We start from the raw sequence: 19,769 nt of genomic DNA on the forward strand, positions 1-19,769 counted from the left end.
CTATTCTTCAAATTGTCGTCATACAGAAAACCCTTGTGTTGAAACAACAATCCTATCAATTAAAATAAAGTCACATGAAATTATCACTAAGAAGTAAAACGTTCGCACTGTCTTGTATCTGTACAATAGTATTTTCTCTTTCACAAGCTCAGAATATGGAAAAAGAAATTGATGATATTGTCTCTTCCATGTATACGGCAGGAGAGCCTGGTATTTCAATTTTAATAGCAAAAAATGGTAAACCCTTCTATCGCAAAGCATTTGGAAAAGCAAACTTGGAATTGGATGTCCCAATGAAACCCGAAAATGTATTCGAAATAGGTTCTATAACCAAGCAGTTTACTGCAGTGGCAATTCTAATGTTAGAAGAACAGGGGAAACTGAAAATTGAAGATGAGATTACAAAGTATATCCCTGATTATCCTACTAATGAAAAGAAAATCACCATTCATCATCTATTAAACCATACATCCGGTATAAAAAGTTACACAGGGATGGGGAGCTTTATGGAGTCAGCTCGCACGGATATGACGCCTACAGAACTAATAGATGTTTTTAAAAATGAACCTATGGATTTTGATCCGGGAGAAGAATTTCGTTACAATAATTCTGGTTATATACTTTTAGGTCATATTATTGAAGTAGTTACCAAAGATACTTATGAGAACTTTATAGAAAAAAATATCTTCGAAAAGATAGGGATGAATTCTTCCTATTATGGAAGTATGAGTGAGCTTATTAAAAATAGAGCTTCTGGATATAAACAAGAAGGTGATAGTTACTTAAATGCAGATTATCTAAGTTTAACATTACCGTATGCTGCTGGTTCATTGATGTCCACAGTAGACGATCTTTTGAAATGGCAAAATGCCGTTAGTGCTAATACCTTTATTAAAAGAACGAGTTTAGAAAAAGCAATTAATGGTTCTACGCTCAATAACGGAGAGGAAATTAATTATGGGTACGGTTGGGGTAAAATTAACATCCAAGGTTCTAAAGGATATGCGCACAGTGGTGGTATTTTTGGGTATACTACCAATGAAATTTTTCTAAAAGATGAAAATGTATATATAATTGGATTGACCAATTGCAACTGCAAAAATGTAAGTGAAATCACCATGAAAGTTGCCGCTACGGTTATTGGAAAACCTATTCCGGACAAAAAGGACGCAATAGCGTTGTCTGTTGATCAAGTCAAGAAATGGGTGGGAGCCTATGAGTTTAAAGATAACGTGATTAGACACATCATACTAAAAGAAGGTAAGTTGTTTAGTCTTAGGGAAGGTGAAAATTCCAGAGAATTTCAAATTTATCCAATGAAAGATGGTTCTTTTATTTTTGATGATGGGACTATATCCTATAATTTTTCGATGACAGATGATGGTAAGCCAGAAGCAGTATTCAAAACTGCTGATGAAATTTTTATGGGTAAAGGAATTAATAAAGCACCTCCTGCTGGAAGAAAAAGCATTACAGTAGCACCAGATGTTTTGGAAAAATATATCGGTAAATATGAATTGCAACCAAATTTTATTATAGAGATCACTGTAGAAGGTAACTCCATATTTGCAAAGGCTACCGGACAACCAAAATTTGAAATTTTTGCCAAGACAGAAACATTATTTTTCTTAAAAGTAGTGCCAGCAGAGATCACTTTTCACAAAAGTGATACAGGAACAATCCATAGTTTAACATTAAATCAGGGAGGAAGACAAATGCCCGCTAAAAAGATTAAATAAACTAACATTTATTCAATTAAATACTGGTATTCAGGATATAGTATAATGACGAAAATGTAAAAAAACCAACTTTGTTTTAAGGAGTTGGTTTTTTTATAAAGTTGAAAAAAGATCGCCCTACAGAACTTTTTTGATAGTATTACTGATCATTAGCGAAGCTTGCAAACTTTCCAAACTCATATCTAGATCTTCCATGTCATCCATTGATGTTTCGGTTTCAGTGCTTTCATTTTGATAGGTTATCAATTTCCATTCCTTGTGGTCATATTCCAAAGCAGTTAAATTTTCTACCCAATCTCCTGAATTGAGATATATACAAGATCCTTGTTTATTAAATTTCTGGGTAATCTGCGGTTGATGTATATGTCCACAAATGACATAATCATAATTATTATCGATTGCTAAATCGGAAGCAACCTGCTCAAAATCATTAATATATTTAACCGCCTTCTTTACACTGTTCTTGATTTTTTTAGACAATGAGAATTTCTCTTTACCTAGTTTTACTAAGCACCAATTCATAATTTGGTTGATGAGGATCAACAGGTCATATCCCCAACCACCAAGTTTGGCTAGCCATTTTGCATTTTGGATAGATGCATCAAAGATGTCTCCATGAAATATCCATGCCTTTTTTTTGTCTAGTTCCAAAACGACTTTATCTACTAATTGAAAATTACCCATTTTAGTATCACTAAATTTCCTGAGCATCTCATCGTGATTTCCTGTTATATAGATTACTTCGGTTCCCTTTGAAGCAAAGTTGATAATCTTCTTTATGATCTTAAGGTGTGATTTAGGGAAATAGTGTTTTCTGAATTGCCAGATATCTATAATATCTCCGTTTAAAATAAGTTTTTTAGGCTTAATGCTGTTGAGATAATGTAACAGTTCTTTTGCTTGACATCCGAAAGTTCCTAAGTGAATATCAGAAATAACAACGACTTCAACAATACGCTTTTTCATAGAAAGAGATATGATACAAATAAACTACTGTAACGTTAAAAAAAAATTAAGGGATGATGAGCAAATTGTTATTTATGCCAGCATATTTTAACGTACTATTTCGAAAGCATTAAGGTGATATTATTATCAAAAAGTTTTAAACCACTAACTATTCATTTTTTTAATTGTTTTTTTGAAAAATGTAATAAAATACCGTCGTTTTATTACAAAGAATACTTCTATAAACTTTCTTAACAAGTTTTTGATTTAAAGGTTTCATTTTTTTGATACAATTGTTATGACTAAATTCATTGCATAAGATAGGATAATAGTTAGGATGAGTTTTAGTAATGTATACATAGTTTATGGAGTTTCTGGAAGCGGTAAAACAACCGTTGGAAAAGCGTTAGCCAAGAATTTCAAGCTTCCTTTTTTTGATGCGGATGATTTTCATCCGGACAATAATATTAAAAAAATGGCTACTGGAGTTTCTTTAGATGATATTGACAGAGAACCTTGGTTGCAAGCTTTATCAAAAGAAATTGGTAACTGGAGTTCTAAAAAAGGAGCGGTGCTGGCTTGCTCTGCTCTAAAAAAGAAGTATAGAAATACCCTCCAATCAATAGATTCAAAATATATCAAATGGATATTCCTAGACGGAAGTTTTGATTTAATTGCCAGTCGTTTGGAATCAAGAAAAAATCATTTTTTCAAAAAAGAGATGCTGGTTTCTCAATTCGAAACTTTAGAAACACCAGACAAGGGTATTATGGTAGACATAGATAAGAGCGTTAATGAAATTGTTAGTGAAATAATTTTTAAACTACATGGCAACACATCACAATTAGGTCTGATTGGTTTAGGTGTTATGGGCAAAAGTTTGGCTAAGAATATATTATCTAAAGGCTTTTCGTTATCAGTATATAATAGGCATGTAGCTAATTATGAAGTTGATGTAGCTAAAAAATTTACAGAAGAACAGCCCCAAACTAATATGATAGGTGGGTTTGATGATTTGTATGCATTTGTAAATTCATTAGAACAGCCACGAACCATCATAATGATGGTCAATGCCGGAAAGCCTGTTGATGAAATGATAAATACACTAGTACCAATTTTATCTAAAGGTGATTGTATTATTGATGGAGGAAACTCTCATTATAAATCTACTTCAGAACGAAGCGAAAGATTAGCTGAAAAAGGAATTCATTTTTTAGGAGCAGGAATATCAGGAGGAGAAGAAGGTGCTCTAAAAGGTCCTTCTATAATGCCAGGAGGATCTATAGAAGCCTATCATAGATCTGGCAATTTTTTGGAAGCTATTGCAGCAAAAGATAAAAACACGAAGGCCTGTTGTTCATATATTGGACCGGAAGGATCCGGACACTATGTAAAAATGGTTCATAACGGAATTGAATATGCCGAAATGCAACTATTAGCAGAAACGTACTACATATTGCGCTTTTATGTACAGAAAACACCTGATCAAATAGCTGATCTTTTTACTACTTGGAGAAAACGGGGGTTGGATAGCTATTTGCTAAAAATTACTATCGATATTCTTCATAAAAAAGAAGGACACGATTTTTTAATTGACAAAATACTAGATAAAGCTGGACAAAAAGGAACAGGTGGATGGTCTACCGTTGCAGCTCTTGAAGTCGGTATGCCTGTGTCTACTATTTCTGAAGCTGTGATGGCTCGTAATATTTCGGGTATGAAATCATTGCGAGTTACCGCTTCAGAAATATATCAGCGAAAACCTTCTACCATCACTACAGATGATAAGGTATTCATCAAAAATCTGGAAAAAGCTTTTCGTGCGGCAAATATTGTTAATCACCATATTGGCTTCGAATTATTGAAAGAAGCTTCTAATGAATATAACTGGAAGCTCGATTTGTCAGAGATTGCCAGAATATGGACCAACGGTTGTATTATAAAGAGTGCTACAATGGAAGAGATTTGGAGTTTATTTTCTAAAGAAAAAAACACCTCATTATTAGTATTTCCAGAAATAGTCAACAAGCTGCAAAATACCTATAATGCGCTGACGGATATTGTTGCTACGGCAAGTAAAGCCGGATTTGCTTTACCAGTGTTTTCTGCAGCTGCTAATTATTTTTTAATGTATACTTCTTCTGATTCGTCGGCAAATATGATACAAGCACAACGGGACTATTTTGGAGCACATACGTATCAAAGAAACGACAAACCTTGGAATGAATATTTTCATACAAATTGGAAACCTTAAAATATGGAGTATCAATTATTAGTAGCAGTTGGGGTAGGAATCATTGCACTACTTTTTATGATTCTGAAGTTGAGAATACAAGCATTTATTGCACTGCTTATTGTTTGTATACTCGTTGGACTTGTCGCCGGATTACCTGCAGACGATATTCTTAACAGTATTAAAAATGGCATGGGAGGTACCTTGGGATTTGTGGCGACAGTTGTTGGCTTAGGAGCCCTATTCGGCGGATTACTAGAAAATTCTGGTGGAGCACAAGGATTGGCAAACTATATTTTAGGACTTGCAGGAGAAAAAAATGCCTCATGGGCCTTAATGATCACTGGGTTTATCATTGCTATACCTGTATTTTTTGACGTTGCTTTTATTATATTAGTTCCTATTATTTATGCTATCGCAAGAAAAACAAAAAAATCATTATTGTTGTATGCTATTGCTCTTTTGGCTGGATTGGCAATTACTCATAGTTTTATTCCGCCTACACCAGGTCCGGTAGCAGTAGCCGATATTTTAGGAGCCAATCTTGGTTGGGTGATTGTATTTGGGTTTATAGCAGGAATTCCCGCAGCAGTTATTAGTGGACCAATGCTGGGCAAATATCTTGCGAAGAGAATAGATATTGTTATACCCCAAACGGATCAGCCAGATGTGACTATACAAAACCCTCCTAATCCAATAGGAATTATTCTCATAATTACATTACCAATTTTGCTGATTGTGCTAAAAACGGTTTTATTAGGAAACTGGTTTGAGAAAGATGTATTACCAAAGTCTCTGGTGTATGGTATTACATTGCTGGGGCACCCTTTTACGGCTTTGATTATCGCCAATTTAATTGCGTGGTATTTTCTAGGAATCAAAAGAGGAGAGACAAGAGATGATTTGTTAAAAATATCCATGAAATCTTTTCGACCAGCAGGAGCTATTATTTTATTAACAGGAGCTGGCGGAGCATTTAAGCAGATCTTAGTAGATACCAAAGCTGGTGAGTTATTGGCTTCTTCACTACAGAGTTCATATATTCATCCATTGCTATTTGCATTCATCGTGGCTGCTTTAATTAGAGTATTACAAGGTTCTGCTACAACGGCTATGATTGCAGCTGCAGGCATTACTTCACCTGTAATCCTCGCAGGTAATTTTAGTGCAGCGCAAATAGCACTTTTTGTTATTTCTATTGCCTCGGGAGCAACAATTTTATCCCATGTAAATGATAGTGGATTTTGGTTAGTAGGACAATATCTGGGTATGACAGAGAAACAGACCTTTCGCTCCTGGACGGTAATGACTACGTTGATTGCAATTACAGGAATGCTCATGTCTCTGTTGTTATGGTGTTTTTTTTAAATGTTCTATAGCATTAAAAACTAATAAAACAAGAAGTTGCTATAAAAAAGCTAATGTAGAAGTTTATAGGTTTGGAAACATTATTTAAATAATTAAGAGCGAGCAAGAGTAAAAAATTCCAAAAGGCAAACAACAAAGATTAGTAGGTATCTGTTCCAAAATAGCAATTACTTTTTATCAATGAGAACAACTTAAGGAAATAGTATTTCAATCCTTATTTTGATTGTTCCATTTATCCAGAATTTTGATGATTTCATCAAAGTGTTCTTTTGGAGATTTTTCTTTGAATATGGTAAAAGCGCTAAACGTATATCCATAAGCGTCCATTGTTGGAGACTCACTTCTAATAAAAGGACCTGATAAGCCCGTCATGTAGCCGTCTTTTTTCCAGGTTTCATTGTCAGCCATGAATTTCCATAAATAAAAGTCTGCTGGTCCTACATCATCATATTCAATTGTAAATACTTCGACTAATTCGATTTTTGTTGGTACTCTGGCAAGTTCGGTTGGGTATACAAGCCAATTTACCATGTCTGCACGCGATAAATCTTCCTGATTTAGATATTCTTTTGGAAAGTATTGTAATTGATTCAACTCTTTTAAAAAAACATATAGTAAACCTCTGGTTTCATCTTCTTTAGATATCGCTAACAAAACTTCGCTATCTATATCAATATTTCTTCTCCATAAGGATACTGTTGCAAAAAACAGAGGCTTAGTATCTAAATAATAGGCAACAGATTCTTTTAACTCCACTAAAGAGACTAGATTTTTACAATAACCAAGTAGATCTAATATAATTCCAGAATTAGCCCTATTATCCATATATGATTGATCATTCCATACCCAATTGTGATATTTTTTTTCTTGTTTTAAGGTATTTCTGAAGTATTTGTTCTGCTCTACAAGTTTACGTTCGGATTCGTCATCAATTTGTAATACATTGTTCGATACCAATCCTAAGCAAAGATTTAGCAGGGAATAATCGAATGTTACTTTCAAAACACTATTTATGTTCTTATTTAGTAATTCCTTATGTGGTATTAGTTTTGAAGCATCTTTATTAAAGGTCTGTAATAAGAATGAAATCGATTCCTTACGATCATTTTCATTCATTACATTATTAATATTGTTTAGCACGTCTCGATCGGTTTGGGCAATTAACGGATTTAAAATGTTTATGAATAAAATGAAGGTAAAACATTGTTTCATTGCTGCGATGTTGTCTAGAGTGTACGACATATTTTTAAGTAGTACAAATATATGTATTGTGCGATAAATCATTTTTGAGGTTTAGTTTCCTTATAACTTTCTAATCTCAGCTAATATTTTTTCAGTTTTATCATTTAATTTCATTTTTCCATCGAGTTGTATTATGGTACAGTTTAGTAGTGCTATCCAGTTTAAATGAATTTGTAAAGATCTGCCTTCAAAATTAGGATTTTCATATTGGTTAGCCCAAGCTAAAAATGCTTTTGAATTCTTCTGTATATTTTTGTCAGTCAAAAGTTTTGTACCATAACGTTCTTTTTCTCTTTTATACAAGCGACTCATTCTTTCTTCGTTGTCCAGATGTATAAAAACAGCCAAATCAAATATAGACTCCCATTCTTTACCCCAACTTACCAGGGATCCACTAACAACAACGTTATCAAATTTTTGTACGTCAATTTTTAGGTATTGATTCCGCTTGTTTAATGGTACTTTTTCCTGAAAAGGAGGCGCTGTCTTTTTCCAGTAGTAGTCATCCACATCTAGATGAACAAAACCGATTTTATTTTCGATTTGCTTTGCTAAGGTCGTGGTTCCCGATCCAGATGCTCCAAAAATTAAGATTTTCATTTGTTTGGGTTATATTTTAACAGTAAAGCACCACTGAATAATATCCATGCGGCAATACTAAAAGTAAATACTCTAAAACCATTTAAACTAGTGAATAAAAAGTCATTTAGTCCACCTAAAATTGTCAAAACTGAAATAAGAATTCCAAAATACCCAAGCCATTTTGGATAAGAATTTTCCAGTAATATGATAATTGAGTATACTAATATTGACAGACAACAAGCTATTATAAAAATATAATCCAAAGGAATATTTATCGCAAAGCCATAGTTTGTTATAGATTGCAAAACATCAATATTCTTATCTAATGCACCTGAGTATTTATTTAAAAAATAGGGTAGGGTAAGTCCATTAAAAACTGCTGCAAACATTGCTGCAATTAAACCAAATGAAATGATTATGAAAGCTAGAATAGACAATCTCCTCGTATCTAAAAGCGCCATTGATAATCCATAAAAACCAAATAGAATTACAGGCATACTAAATATGGCTATGGCGTGTGCTACTTGGATTGTTGTAGAAATTTTGATGATATATTCTAGGTTTCCACCAGTAGGATGTAATACCATAGTTGCAATAATTAATAATGCTCCAGAAATAAGAGAGATGCCTGTACTTTTGTAAAATTGATTTTCCATGTATTTTGATCTTTGATTAGCATCCCAAAGGTCCATGGTTTATTATGAAGGACCACTTGATCGTAATCAAGAAATTACTTCATTCGTTTTCTAACTCTGCTTAAAGTTTCTGGTGTGATCTTTAAAAATGATGCGATTATTTTTTGTGGAAATTTTTGAAGAAGCATAGGTTTGTTTTTTAGAATGTATGCATACTTTTCATCAGGCGTGTTATTATTGTCAAAAAATGTTATGCGAGAATTGGAGGCTTCTAAAACAGAACCAATCTGGAAGAATGTTTGTGATATTCCAATTAGTTTGTGTATAGCATCCATAGAGAGTTCATAAACAGCACTATCTTCAAAAGCCTGAATTGTATATGCCGATGGCTTTCTGGAGCTAAAACTTTTATAATTAATCACCCAATCGTTGGGTATACTTAGATCGATAACTCGTTTATCAAGATCTGAATCTATGGTATATTGATAAAAGCTACCAGAAACAACAAAAAATAGTGATGAGCAAGTTTCACCTTTTTGTACTAAAAAATCATCTTTCTTAAGCTCTCTATAGGCTACTTCTTTTTGAAGAAGAGATGATTCTTCATCCGAAAATTTTCCAGCATTATTCAAAAACGTTAACATGGATGTATTCATTATAAAGTAATTTCTTTTCTTCAATTTGGTCTAAAATACCAATAAAACGGTATTACCAACTTCAAAAATACATTATAGCAGATAATTCGTACGTTTGTTTTAATCTAGAAGTTGAAAATGAGTCTTGTAATCCCTACAATAAAATATCTATGAATAAAGAACAACATCAGGCTCAGAAAATAAAAGAACCTTGGCCTACCAAAGATGCTATGATACAGGTGTATGAAATGAAACTTTGGGGAAATAATAATACTGACTTTTATTCTGGTGATGGATCGCATCTTTCAGAGATTGTGCATCCCTATGTAGATGTTTTAAGATCTTTTCTAACATCTTTTAAGGAGCCACTCACCATATGTGATTTAGGTTGTGGAGATTTTAATGTCGGAAAAGAACTGGTGCAATACACAAAAAACTACATTGCTGTCGATATTGTACCTTCCTTAATTGGTCATAATAAAGAAAAATTTAAAATGGAACGCCTGAAATTCCTTTGCATGGATATCGCCGTAGATGAATTACCGATTGGAGATTGTGCAATTTTACGACAAGTGTTACAACACCTCTCTAACAGAGAAGTACGACGTATTGCCCATAAGCTATCTAGTTTTAAATATGTTATTGTAACAGAACATGTACCTGAAGGAAATTTTGTGGCCAATAAAGATATTATTTCGGGACAAGGGATCAGGCTAAAAAAGCAAAGTGGAGTAAACTTATTGGCATCCCCTTTCAATCTGAATATAAAAGATGAAAAGAAACTATTATCTGTAGTATTGCCTGATCAAAAAGGGTTGATCATCACTAAATTATATCGTATTTTTTAGAGAAAGGATGCGCAACGTTATTCTGTATTTAATTATTGGTGTTAAAATCTCAATTATTTAACGTATTCGTTTTGCCTGTGTTGTAAATGATAAACCTTGTTGCCCCATTGTTGATGTCATTACTCCCTCAAACAGAGGTTCTGAGCAATTTTTCGGTATTTTCCACTCAAGGATAAAGTTAGAACCTGTTCCTCCAGAAACGTCGATTTCATCTATTATTATTTCTGTCGTTTCCAAGGGAGCTAAAAAAATAGGTGAATTAAAATATTTTCGAATGGACAGACCGTGTGTGTCATAATATTCTGCTCTTAACAGATAAATTGTGTCTGATTCCCTTGTATTTCTCATACTTACCAATGACGTCAGGTTATGAGTTTTTTGTTCTGTTGTACTATAAATCTGAGAATAAACGGATAGGTAAGATGTACCGAACTCTAGGGAATCTTTTGAAGATATATTAATAGCTCGTTTTGACCAATTTTCTGGATTCATAGAACTAATTTCTTTCTTTTCGTTGCAACTAAAAAGTAAGACGATCATTATTATGCTTAGATATTTTATTCTCATATCGGTATAATGTTGGTTAAGATACATAGTTTACGCAAGTTAACGATTAGGCATTTACACTTATTTAGTATCTACCCATGTTGATTGTTATTTTTTTCTTGGTTGTTTTTAATGAAGTATCCTTTTAAAACTACATTTCTAAAATACTATTTACAAATACATATTGGCTAGGAATTACATGGTAAGAATTATTTATCTAAATACGTATTCCAGGTAGTTTTTGATAACCTTTCGCTGCCATTTTCATCAAGCAATCCCGAGTCTCTCCATAGTTGGCCAATGTCTTTTAGTGCTGCGGGAAATGTTTCCCAAAGTGCATCATAATCCCTATGCGTCCACCAGATTACAAATTCATAATTCTGTTCCTGGGCATTCTCTAATAAGGTTTCTAGATAGAGGTTTTGCTCCATTTCGGTTCCCTGAATAGCTATACTTAAATCAGGCACTATTAAATCTTCTGCAATATGACTTGTTTCTACAAAAGAAATAGGTTTGTTAATGTGGTTATGCAAAAAATCAAAAACTTGTTGAAACTCGTTTTTTGTATGTAGGTTTTTAAAAAAAGGATAAAAGCTAATAGCTACAAAATCCATTTGATTGATATAGTTCATCATTTCATCTATATACGCTGCTGGATTAGTAACATCAGGTTCATATAAATTATGTAATGATATCGATTCGGAAATTTTTATGGTTGGGTATACTTCTTTAATTCTTGATTTTACGTTCTGAATTAATAGTTTGTACGAGTTCCATTTACCTTCAGCTCGTACTCTTAATTCATTTACTTCAATAGCTATAACCAAATAGTCTGGTGTAAACTGACTTACTAAATAGTCAATATGTTTAAAATAAGCATCTTCAATTTTAATATCATTTAGATTTGTATAGGTAGGAATTGTACCGTCTAAATCTTCGGCAAGTTCATCTCTTTGTAAGTTTAATAAGCTAACAGAAAGTAATAATTGAGCATTGTCAATCTTTCTATTTACTTTACCCATGATTTCATTTGTAAATTCTGTAGGTAACGCAAGGTTGTTTATCCAGGCATTCCAAGGGATTTTATTATCAATATGTTCGGTATAGATATCTGAATTATTTTCTATAAATGAATACGTATCATTTACATCCTGTAAATTAGGTCCAAAACTCCAAGTAGTAAAACCCATCTCGAAATTTCTAATTTCGGCAGGTTCAGCAGGGGTATCATCCTTATTACAGCTAGATAAAGACATAAGGATACCAAATAGGAGTATATGAAATTTAGGTGTCATAATTGTATTAGTTCTAATAATTAGTGTGTTGAGCAAATGACTATTCTTCTTTTTCGTTTTTTATTTTAGGTATTATTTCTTTTCCGTTCCACCCTAAAATTCGTCTGATCGTTTTGTTTTCAGTCCATTCAGTTTCATAATCTTTGGTTTCGCCAATCTCGCTTTTGTAAACTATTTTTCCTTTTATTCCGTCTTTTTCATCCGGAAAAATGTACTCTTCTTTAAACCAATATAAGTCACCGTCTGCAACGCTTGTATAATCAATTACCTTTAGTAAGTCATTGCCATCATAGAATAAATACATTCCGCCACCATTAACTCCACAGGATTCGGCCAAGTAATCTATTTCAAATATACTTTTTATCTTTTCTAGTCCTTTATTTCCAGTTGTTTTAATTGAAAATTCACCTGTTAACAGTTGAGAAACGTTTTCTTTGAAACTTGATCCGTTTTCCAAAACTCTAGTTTTAAGAAATAATCTTAATCCATCTTTTTTTAAAGAAATCAAATAAGTAAAGGCTCCATTGGTTGATTTGTCCAGTGAAATTAGGCTTCCTAGGACAAATCCAATGTTGCCTTTTGTTTTTACTTTGTACCACGGTGATTCAATTCCGTCAAATTTCATTTTAGAATCCGACTTTTCTATAATCTCAATTTGTTCACCAATTTTCAATAGTGACAAAACCCTAGATTCGGTATTTGGCTGGTCTCTAAGTTTAACATCGTTACCAAACATATAAGCAATTTCTCCAGTTGTAAATTCGTAGTTTTCAGAAATATATTTGGTGTCCTGACCAAATCCAGTTTTTGAAATTAGAAGAAATATTATCAGTAGTTTTTTCATTTTTTCTAATGTTTACTTATGCTAACTATATGACTCGTTATAATGGAAGCAATCCCGAACCAATTTATTTATTATTCAATTTATAACAACTTTATACCACTGCAAAAAGGAAATACCCATTGATAAAATATTAAGTTATTCTTATTTTACAAGTCTTTGTAGTGTACAATATAATAGTTTTCTTTTAAAAAGTATTCTGGGACACTTATTCAATGTATTGGTTTGCGAAAGGTTAGTAAGATATAAAAGCAGACTAGTAAAATTATTAATTTACCTGCAGCGGCATATCATTGGAAAAAGGATACCAGCTTCATAAGATAACAAGTGAGGAAGTCCCAGCTTTCTTATTTGAAATTATAAAACTACATTTCTAGATTCTTTAACTTCCAAATAAAGATCTTAAGTTTTTATCTGATACTGGTAAAAATGCCTCAACAAAGAAGCTTAAAGAATTAAGTGTGTATGTAAGAGTACCGTTCTTGGCAGTAGCTATTTTAGTCAATTTTTTTTATTGCTTAACCCAATTTGATATTCCATAGGCATATTGAAAAAACCAAAATGAACTGAAAGTGCCTGTTTTATCTTTGTTAAAATGATAGGTTGAAATGCTATTTGGTCTAAAAAATGTATGTAAATAATGGTATTCGACTTTATACTTGGCATTATTCCAGGATTGTTTAAAGTAGAGTTCGTTGTTTTCTGATGTTACTGTTATTCTTAAATCTTGACCAACTTCTAACCCTTTAGTTTGTTGATATATTCCAGTTATATTTTTAATCATCTCTTTATCATAAGATAAGGTTTTTCTTTCATTTTTTTTAATTACTTGGCTCTCGGCAATGTCATATTCATATCCTTTGGACAGCGTATAAAATTGTTTGTCATTTTTCTCTAATTGATATATGGTATCTCGTTCTTCCGACCATCTCGTATTATCATAAATCGTAACATAGCTTTTTCCGATTACTCTAAATTTGTTTTCGTGAAGAATAACTCCTGTGCCCTCATCAATTCCAATGCCTAAAACATCCGGTCTTTCATTTTTTAATTCAAACATATCGAATTGTCTGTTTCGGGCTATATGATGTTGGTCTATTGCAAAATTCTTGATGAACCCAAATCCATTTTGATAATCGCCAAGCATGCTAGTTGAGTTATTAATGCCTCCTCTTACAAGAACGTCTCCCATTATAGAAGCTCCAGCCGAAGTACCAGCAATAACTTTTCCCTCGTTCAAAAGGGTTCGTAAGGCGCTTTGAATTTTTGAGTCATTATAAGCCTTTGCTAAACGCCATTGTCTACCACCAGTTATCCAAACCCCATCAGCAGATAATAATACTTTATTTAAAGAATCACTGTTAGCAATCTTCGTTTCTCTAGTGTGAACAATGCTAATATTTGAAAAGCCAATATCCCTGAAAGGTTTTTTTAAAATATCAAAATCTCTTTCTGAGTCCAAGTATCTATCTTCCATAGCAGTAGGAATAATAACAATATTCTTTTCAATACTACCCACCAAACCTGCAAATTCTGAAATGAAGAAATCATTTGTACAGTCACCACCCATAAGTAATATTGTACCCTTTGTAGTCATTGTACTGCTCTTTTGAGAAAATAGTAATATTGGTAGAAGGGTAGTGAGTATTAATACAGTAGAACGTACTTTCTTCATATTCTGTTTTTAATTATTGCAAGAATTAATGTATAGATCATTATGTAAATGACTAAGATATAAAAAAAGAGTAGGGGGTTAGAAAATCCATCGGGATTATGGAGATACTACTTACATACTGTGAAGCAATGAAAGATACCTGTTATCGGGTACGGTTTTGTTAATGTCTCAAAGGACAAAATCTTTTTTTTGAATTATCATTGGCGTTATAGCAGTTCCGTAAAAATCTGTTGTCTCACCTATTATTTTTCCGCCAATTTTTGAGATCATCTTTACGGTTATATCTCTAGCATCAATTTTTACTTTTTCAATACTCATTTGAAATAACTCAGTTAATGATTTCTTTGTAATTTCTTTTCCCACTCCAAATCCTCTTACTTTTTTGTCAATAGCCAAACGTCCCCAATGCCATTCGGATGTAATCTCCCAAGCGGCAGCAATTCCTACGATGGCATTATCTGTTTTAATGCACCACCAGATATGATTATAACTATAAAGGGGTATCAACTCCTTTGGAATACCTTGCTCTTCATAAAATACCTTTTCAAGAAATGCTATTGCTTGAGGTGATATTTTTTCAAATGATCGTTCTATTGCAAACTCAGATGATCTCATTATTCTTTATTTAGACAATTGTAATAAACACAATGCGATAGTAATTTATTGAGGAGTTTAGGAAATAGGAGAGAATAAGCTATTACTTGCCGTATCGTTTTGTGCTTATTTATTTATTTTCATTTTCTTTGAGTAAATTAACAAATTCTTCAGGGGCAGACCATTGCGCATTATGGTCAGCTGTAAGCTGTAATATTGTCCATCCTTTTTTTGTAGCTCTTACTGCTTGTGAGTAAAAATCATCTTTTTTAGGGTCAGCTCCTTTATCAACAGTAAGTATGTACGTTGTTTTTAACTGGAGTCTTTCCGGATTTTTCAATGAAATACTATCTGTCCAGGTTTTCAAAGGATGTGGTACATCTTTAGGAGGTGATTTCCCTTCTTTTACCCAATGGGGAATTACATATCCGTTTGATATTTTAAATCCTTTTTCGCTCATCCCTGATATTGACAGTAGACTTTCATCGTTTTCGGGGACAAAGGCATCGATGTAAATCAGTTTCATAATCCGTTCAGGAATTCTATCTGCAACACCAGTTACAACCATTCCCCCATAACTGTGACCAATTAATATAACATTATTAAGGTTTTCAAAAAGAATAGTGTTTACAATATCATCAATATGTGTGTTTAAACCTACGTTTTTTGTAGCTAAGTGCACCCTTTCTCCTTGACCAGTGAGCGTGGGTCGATATACATTACTTCCTGTTTCCCTAAGTAGCGAATCCACTTTTTTAAAAGCCCATCCGCCTCCCCAAGCTCCGTGTACGATAACATATACAGGTTTTGAAGCTTTTTGTGAACATAAAGACTGAAATGAAATTGCTATGATCATTAAAATCAAAAAGTTTTTATAATATTTCATAATATGTATTTTCTAAAATTTGCTATTAAAATGATATACAATGTTTGTTACAATAAGCATAGGGCTGTATATAAACACTGGTTTCCTGATGGTTACAGAGTTCAATATAGTATTTTGGTTTAATATTTTTTGTGAAAAATACCAAATGTTTTAGTTGGTAACTATTTTAAACTGCTCCCTAATACTGATATTCTTTTCAACCATTTCGCTCTAAAATCAGAACTGGAATTTTTAATTGGAGCTATATAAGTTATTTTAACAGGATTAATGCCGCAAAATTGTAAAGTACCTTTTTTAAGCTGATTAATAGCCGGTCGTTTCATAATTATAATGTCATACCACTTTGGTGTATCTGCTGTAATAATTAATCGTGCTGATTTTCCTTTTAAAAGTTTTTTAGGAAATGCTTTTCCTTCAATCGGTTGAAAGGTGATACCTGGTAGAAATATTCTGTCGATAAATCCTTTCATAGATGCAGGTTGGCTGTACCACCAAATTGGAAATACCCAAACAATATGGTGAGCTTTTTTTATCTTATCAATTGCATCTATTAAATCGGGTTCTAACACTAATCTTTTTCGATATCCAAACTTTAAATCAGGATTAAAATCCAAATCTGAAATATTAATTTGGTGCAATACTGAATTTGTTTTGTTAGCTCCTTGTAAGTATGCCTCTGATAAAGCATAGTTAAAGCTATCTTTATCAGGATGTCCATTGATTATTAAGACTTGTTTCATTTTTGTTCTATGTTTTTTAGCAAAGAACTACACTATAAAATTTCTTTGAAAGGACATATGTCTAATTCGAAATCAACTTTCTTATTCGACTTAAATGTCTTTGAGTGATACCTAAATATGAGGAAAGGAAGTTAAGAGGAATTAACTGTAAAAGTTCTGGTTGATTATTTAGTAAATCACGATAACGTTGTTCAGCAGTCTCTTTTTGTAACAAAAAAATTCTTTTTTCCATTTTGATATATTCTTGTTCAGCTATAATTTTAAAAAGCTTTAACCAATTAGTGCTTGACTTCTCTAGTTTGAGAATCTCATCTTTAGAGATAGTGAACAATTCAATATCTGTCAAAGCTTGGATATTTTCAGCTGTTTTTTCATGAGATAAAAAAGAAGAGTAAGCACTCACAAAAGAATTGGAAAAAGTAAAACAATATGTTACCTCTTCTTGTAATGAAGAATAATAAAATGACCTAAATAGTCCAGATATGACAAAACCAACCTCCTGAGATACCTGACCTTCTCTAATAAAAAAATCTCCCTTTTTTAATTTTTTATAAGCTACTTTTTGTTCAAACAAATTAATTTCATCGTTGGTCAGTATATTAAATTTACCTAAGTAGTTTCTCATTTTTATAATTACTGCCAATACAAAATTTATAAACCTTAGCAAGGGCAAGATGCCTTAGTCAATTGATTTACTTATGAATTTTTATTTTTATTTCAATTTATAATAATCTTGTACTATTTCAAAAAGGAAAGTACTTTTTGATTGAAAATTGAATTATTCCGATGTTAGAAAACGCTTATTTTACAATATAGTTGATTTAGCTTCAGAAAAAAAATTAAAAACCCATTTCAATACAATAAGACATAGATTAAGCCCAATAAGAGAGGTTTAAGATATGTTATAAAGTTTTATATGTTGTGTACCTATTACTGGTATTATAAATAGTTATTTATTTCCTCTGTACCTATTAAATCTTCCTTTTATTTTTTTGTTTTATCCCAGAAAGGATAAAATGGCATTTTTTTAAAAGTATTTTTCAGATTTGTTTCGGCATCTTTATAGTCTTTGCTTGAATAACTTTCTGATGCAAATTTAACACGAGCACACTATTCTAAATAACCACATTCCTGAGCTGATATCTGTTTCATCCAAGCAATAAACATTGTTATTAGTAGAATTCCCCTCATAGATTGCTAACATTAAATATATCTAGCGTAGTCGTATAAAATAGAACAAACGTTTCGGTTTATAACTTAACTAAATATAAATATTTCGTCTTTACTTTTTATAATACAAGACGTATACAAATACTTAAAGTTTTGTGTTTAAAATTGCCAAACAAATTTTTATTCCCTGTCTGATATTTCCAATTCTAATATTTTCATTTGGGCTATGTTGATTATTATCCATGTTAACCATAGGAACAATTAGTGTGGGTATATTCAATTTGTTAATTAAAGGTACAATAGGTACGGTTCCTCCCATTAATCTTATTGTGATAGGGGAATAATCAAAGGTGTTTTCTAACTGGGCTCGTATTTTCCTTCCAAAATCAGAATCAGGGTTGGTCCTAAAAGAATTTACCACTCTTGAGGATGCACAAAATTTCACAATTTTAGAATAATCACGTCTTTCTTTATCTGTAGGATCTCTATCAATAACATAATAGCCTTTTTGCTGTATATGTTTTTCTATTTTTTGCAGTTGTAGTTTTCCATCAGTTTCCGGAACTAGTCTAACATCTATATTTGCAATAGCATATTCTGGTATGACGGTTTTTAAACCTTTTCCTTTCCAAGAAGTTCCAATTTGGCGTACGTTCAAAGAAGGATATTGTAGCGCCTCTTGATAAGTACTTCCGACGTTTTCTGAAGTATGAATACCTAATTTTGTGTTCAATTCTAAAGAATCGAATGGTACTGTTTCCAAAAGCTTAGTGGTTTTTGTATCTATATGAATTCCTTTGTAATAATCTTTTATCAAAACTCTACCTTGTTCATCCTTCATACTTGATAATAGATTTGCTAAATCAAACACCGGATTTGGTACATAATTTCCGTAGTGACCACTATGTTGCGGAAGCTTAGATCCGAAAGTTGTTATAGAACAAGTTGCAACTCCTCTACACCCAAATGTGACTGTTGGTTTGTTAGAATTGTGAATCGGTCCATCCATTACAATAAAGAAGTCGGATGCATAAGCTTCTTTATATTTATCAAGGGTGGATAGCAAGGCGTTAGAACCGTATTCTTCTTCTGGATCAAATATTACTTTTATATTAAATTTTGGTTTTTCTTTCTTTTCGATTTTAAGAATTCTAAGTGCTTCCAGTAACATGATTATTGGTGCCTTATCATCAGCTGCTGCTCTTGCAAAAATGCGCCATTCATCATGGATGCCATCATCAAGTTTTTCCCAACCTATGGTTTGCCACTGACCATTTTTGTTTATTTCCTTTAAAACTGGCTCAAAGGGATTTTTTTGATTCCATGATTCCGGATCAATTGGCTGTCCATCAATGTGAAAATAGAATAATACTGTTTTAAATTTTGGATCAAAAATTTTTTCCGCGACAAGTATAGGAATCGTACTTGTCGTAAGAAGCGTTGTTTTAAAATCTAATGTTCTATACTGATTAGCTATCCAGTTAATATTCTCAATCATCAATACTTCATTTTGAGGCAAATTGGGAATACTTACAAATTCCTTATGCAATAGCAAAGTATTTTTGAAATTGCTATTGATATGTAGTGTATCCTTGGATTGTCCAAATCCATTAAGAGGTAATAATATAATTAAACATACGTTTATAATAAGTATAGTGTTTTTAATTAATTCCAATAGTTTTGTTAACTGTTTCATATAGTTTACTAAATAAAGACTTACGGTTGTTTGCCTTAAAACTGCCATTAATTTTAATTAAATTTGTACAATTTAGGATATTTCTATTTTTGTTAGGTG

18 protein-coding genes are annotated in these 19,769 nt (G+C 32.3%); 4 read left to right on the forward strand and 14 right to left on the reverse strand.

The features are described 5' to 3' along the window. Positions 1–74: 74 nt before the first annotated feature. The gene (locus tag ACWGOQ_RS08270) at positions 75–1,739 is read left to right on the forward strand and encodes a serine hydrolase (protein WP_452057474.1); all 1,665 of its coding nucleotides are present in this window, start codon (positions 75–77) and stop codon (positions 1,737–1,739) included. A gap of 117 nt (positions 1,740–1,856) precedes the next feature. Here ACWGOQ_RS08270 and ACWGOQ_RS08275 read toward each other — a convergent pair whose 3' ends face one another. Continuing rightward, complete coding sequence (locus ACWGOQ_RS08275; RefSeq protein ID WP_452057475.1) at positions 1,857–2,705, reverse strand: UDP-2,3-diacylglucosamine diphosphatase; 849 nt, start codon at positions 2,703–2,705, stop codon at positions 1,857–1,859. Positions 2,706–3,021: 316 nt separating this feature from the next. Between ACWGOQ_RS08275 and gnd the strand changes: the two genes are divergently transcribed. Beyond that, on the forward strand, positions 3,022–4,938 hold the full coding sequence (gnd, locus tag ACWGOQ_RS08280; protein WP_452057476.1) for an NADP-dependent phosphogluconate dehydrogenase: 1,917 nt from the start codon (positions 3,022–3,024) through the stop codon (positions 4,936–4,938). A 3-nt stretch (positions 4,939–4,941) separates the two neighbouring features. Then, positions 4,942–6,285 carry a GntP family permease gene (locus ACWGOQ_RS08285; protein ID WP_452057477.1) on the forward strand — a complete coding sequence of 448 codons (1,344 nt, stop codon included), beginning with the start codon at positions 4,942–4,944 and terminating at the stop codon, positions 6,283–6,285. Between the two features lie 207 nt (positions 6,286–6,492). Here ACWGOQ_RS08285 and ACWGOQ_RS08290 read toward each other — a convergent pair whose 3' ends face one another. The 4 genes from ACWGOQ_RS08290 to ACWGOQ_RS08305 all read right to left on the reverse strand — a co-directional run bounded on the left by ACWGOQ_RS08290 (position 6,493) and on the right by ACWGOQ_RS08305 (position 9,400). Next, positions 6,493–7,527 (reverse strand): hypothetical protein, encoded by a 1,035-nt coding sequence (locus ACWGOQ_RS08290; protein ID WP_452057478.1) that lies wholly within the window; start codon positions 7,525–7,527, stop codon positions 6,493–6,495. Between the two features lie 60 nt (positions 7,528–7,587). Continuing rightward, a complete protein-coding gene (locus ACWGOQ_RS08295) occupies positions 7,588–8,127 on the reverse strand; it encodes an AAA family ATPase (protein WP_452057479.1) in 540 nt (179 codons plus the stop codon). Further along, positions 8,124–8,765, reverse strand: coding sequence for a hypothetical protein (locus ACWGOQ_RS08300; protein WP_452057480.1), 642 nt, complete (start codon positions 8,763–8,765; stop codon positions 8,124–8,126). Before ACWGOQ_RS08300 ends, ACWGOQ_RS08295 begins: the two co-directional genes overlap by 4 nt. Before the next feature lie 74 nt (positions 8,766–8,839). Beyond that, positions 8,840–9,400, reverse strand: coding sequence for a Crp/Fnr family transcriptional regulator (locus ACWGOQ_RS08305; protein WP_452057481.1), 561 nt, complete (start codon positions 9,398–9,400; stop codon positions 8,840–8,842). 149 nt (positions 9,401–9,549) lie between these two features. Between ACWGOQ_RS08305 and ACWGOQ_RS08310 the strand changes: the two genes are divergently transcribed. Next, positions 9,550–10,227: a class I SAM-dependent methyltransferase gene (locus tag ACWGOQ_RS08310; protein WP_452057482.1), complete on the forward strand. Its 678-nt coding sequence runs from the start codon at positions 9,550–9,552 to the stop codon at positions 10,225–10,227. 57 nt (positions 10,228–10,284) lie between these two features. Here the strand turns inward: ACWGOQ_RS08310 and ACWGOQ_RS08315 are convergent, their stop codons facing one another. From ACWGOQ_RS08315 to ACWGOQ_RS08355, 9 genes are all read right to left on the reverse strand, one after another. Further along, a complete protein-coding gene (locus ACWGOQ_RS08315; RefSeq protein WP_458202599.1) occupies positions 10,285–10,767 on the reverse strand; it encodes a DUF3124 domain-containing protein in 483 nt (160 codons plus the stop codon). Between the two features lie 215 nt (positions 10,768–10,982). Continuing rightward, positions 10,983–12,068, reverse strand: coding sequence for a glycosyl hydrolase 53 family protein (locus tag ACWGOQ_RS08320; RefSeq protein WP_452057484.1), 1,086 nt, complete (start codon positions 12,066–12,068; stop codon positions 10,983–10,985). A gap of 40 nt (positions 12,069–12,108) precedes the next feature. After that, entirely contained in the window at positions 12,109–12,912 is an 804-nt protein-coding gene (locus ACWGOQ_RS08325) for an SH3 domain-containing protein (protein ID WP_452057485.1), read from the reverse strand. A gap of 508 nt (positions 12,913–13,420) precedes the next feature. Beyond that, entirely contained in the window at positions 13,421–14,584 is a 1,164-nt protein-coding gene (locus ACWGOQ_RS08330) for a cyanophycinase (protein WP_452057486.1), read from the reverse strand. A gap of 168 nt (positions 14,585–14,752) precedes the next feature. Beyond that, positions 14,753–15,199 carry a GNAT family N-acetyltransferase gene (locus ACWGOQ_RS08335; RefSeq protein WP_452057487.1) on the reverse strand — a complete coding sequence of 149 codons (447 nt, stop codon included), beginning with the start codon at positions 15,197–15,199 and terminating at the stop codon, positions 14,753–14,755. Positions 15,200–15,308: 109 nt separating this feature from the next. Then, positions 15,309–16,064 carry an alpha/beta fold hydrolase gene (locus ACWGOQ_RS08340; protein ID WP_452057488.1) on the reverse strand — a complete coding sequence of 252 codons (756 nt, stop codon included), beginning with the start codon at positions 16,062–16,064 and terminating at the stop codon, positions 15,309–15,311. A 161-nt stretch (positions 16,065–16,225) separates the two neighbouring features. After that, a complete protein-coding gene (locus ACWGOQ_RS08345; protein ID WP_452057489.1) occupies positions 16,226–16,804 on the reverse strand; it encodes an NAD(P)H-dependent oxidoreductase in 579 nt (192 codons plus the stop codon). A 61-nt stretch (positions 16,805–16,865) separates the two neighbouring features. After that, positions 16,866–17,447: a Crp/Fnr family transcriptional regulator gene (locus tag ACWGOQ_RS08350; protein WP_452057490.1), complete on the reverse strand. Its 582-nt coding sequence runs from the start codon at positions 17,445–17,447 to the stop codon at positions 16,866–16,868. Between the two features lie 672 nt (positions 17,448–18,119). Then, positions 18,120–19,670, reverse strand: a complete 1,551-nt coding sequence (locus ACWGOQ_RS08355; protein WP_458202602.1) for a M20/M25/M40 family metallo-hydrolase — start codon at positions 19,668–19,670, stop codon at positions 18,120–18,122. Between the last annotated feature and the right edge of the window lie 99 nt (positions 19,671–19,769).

This window comes from Aquimarina ulvae (genome assembly GCF_053613295.3).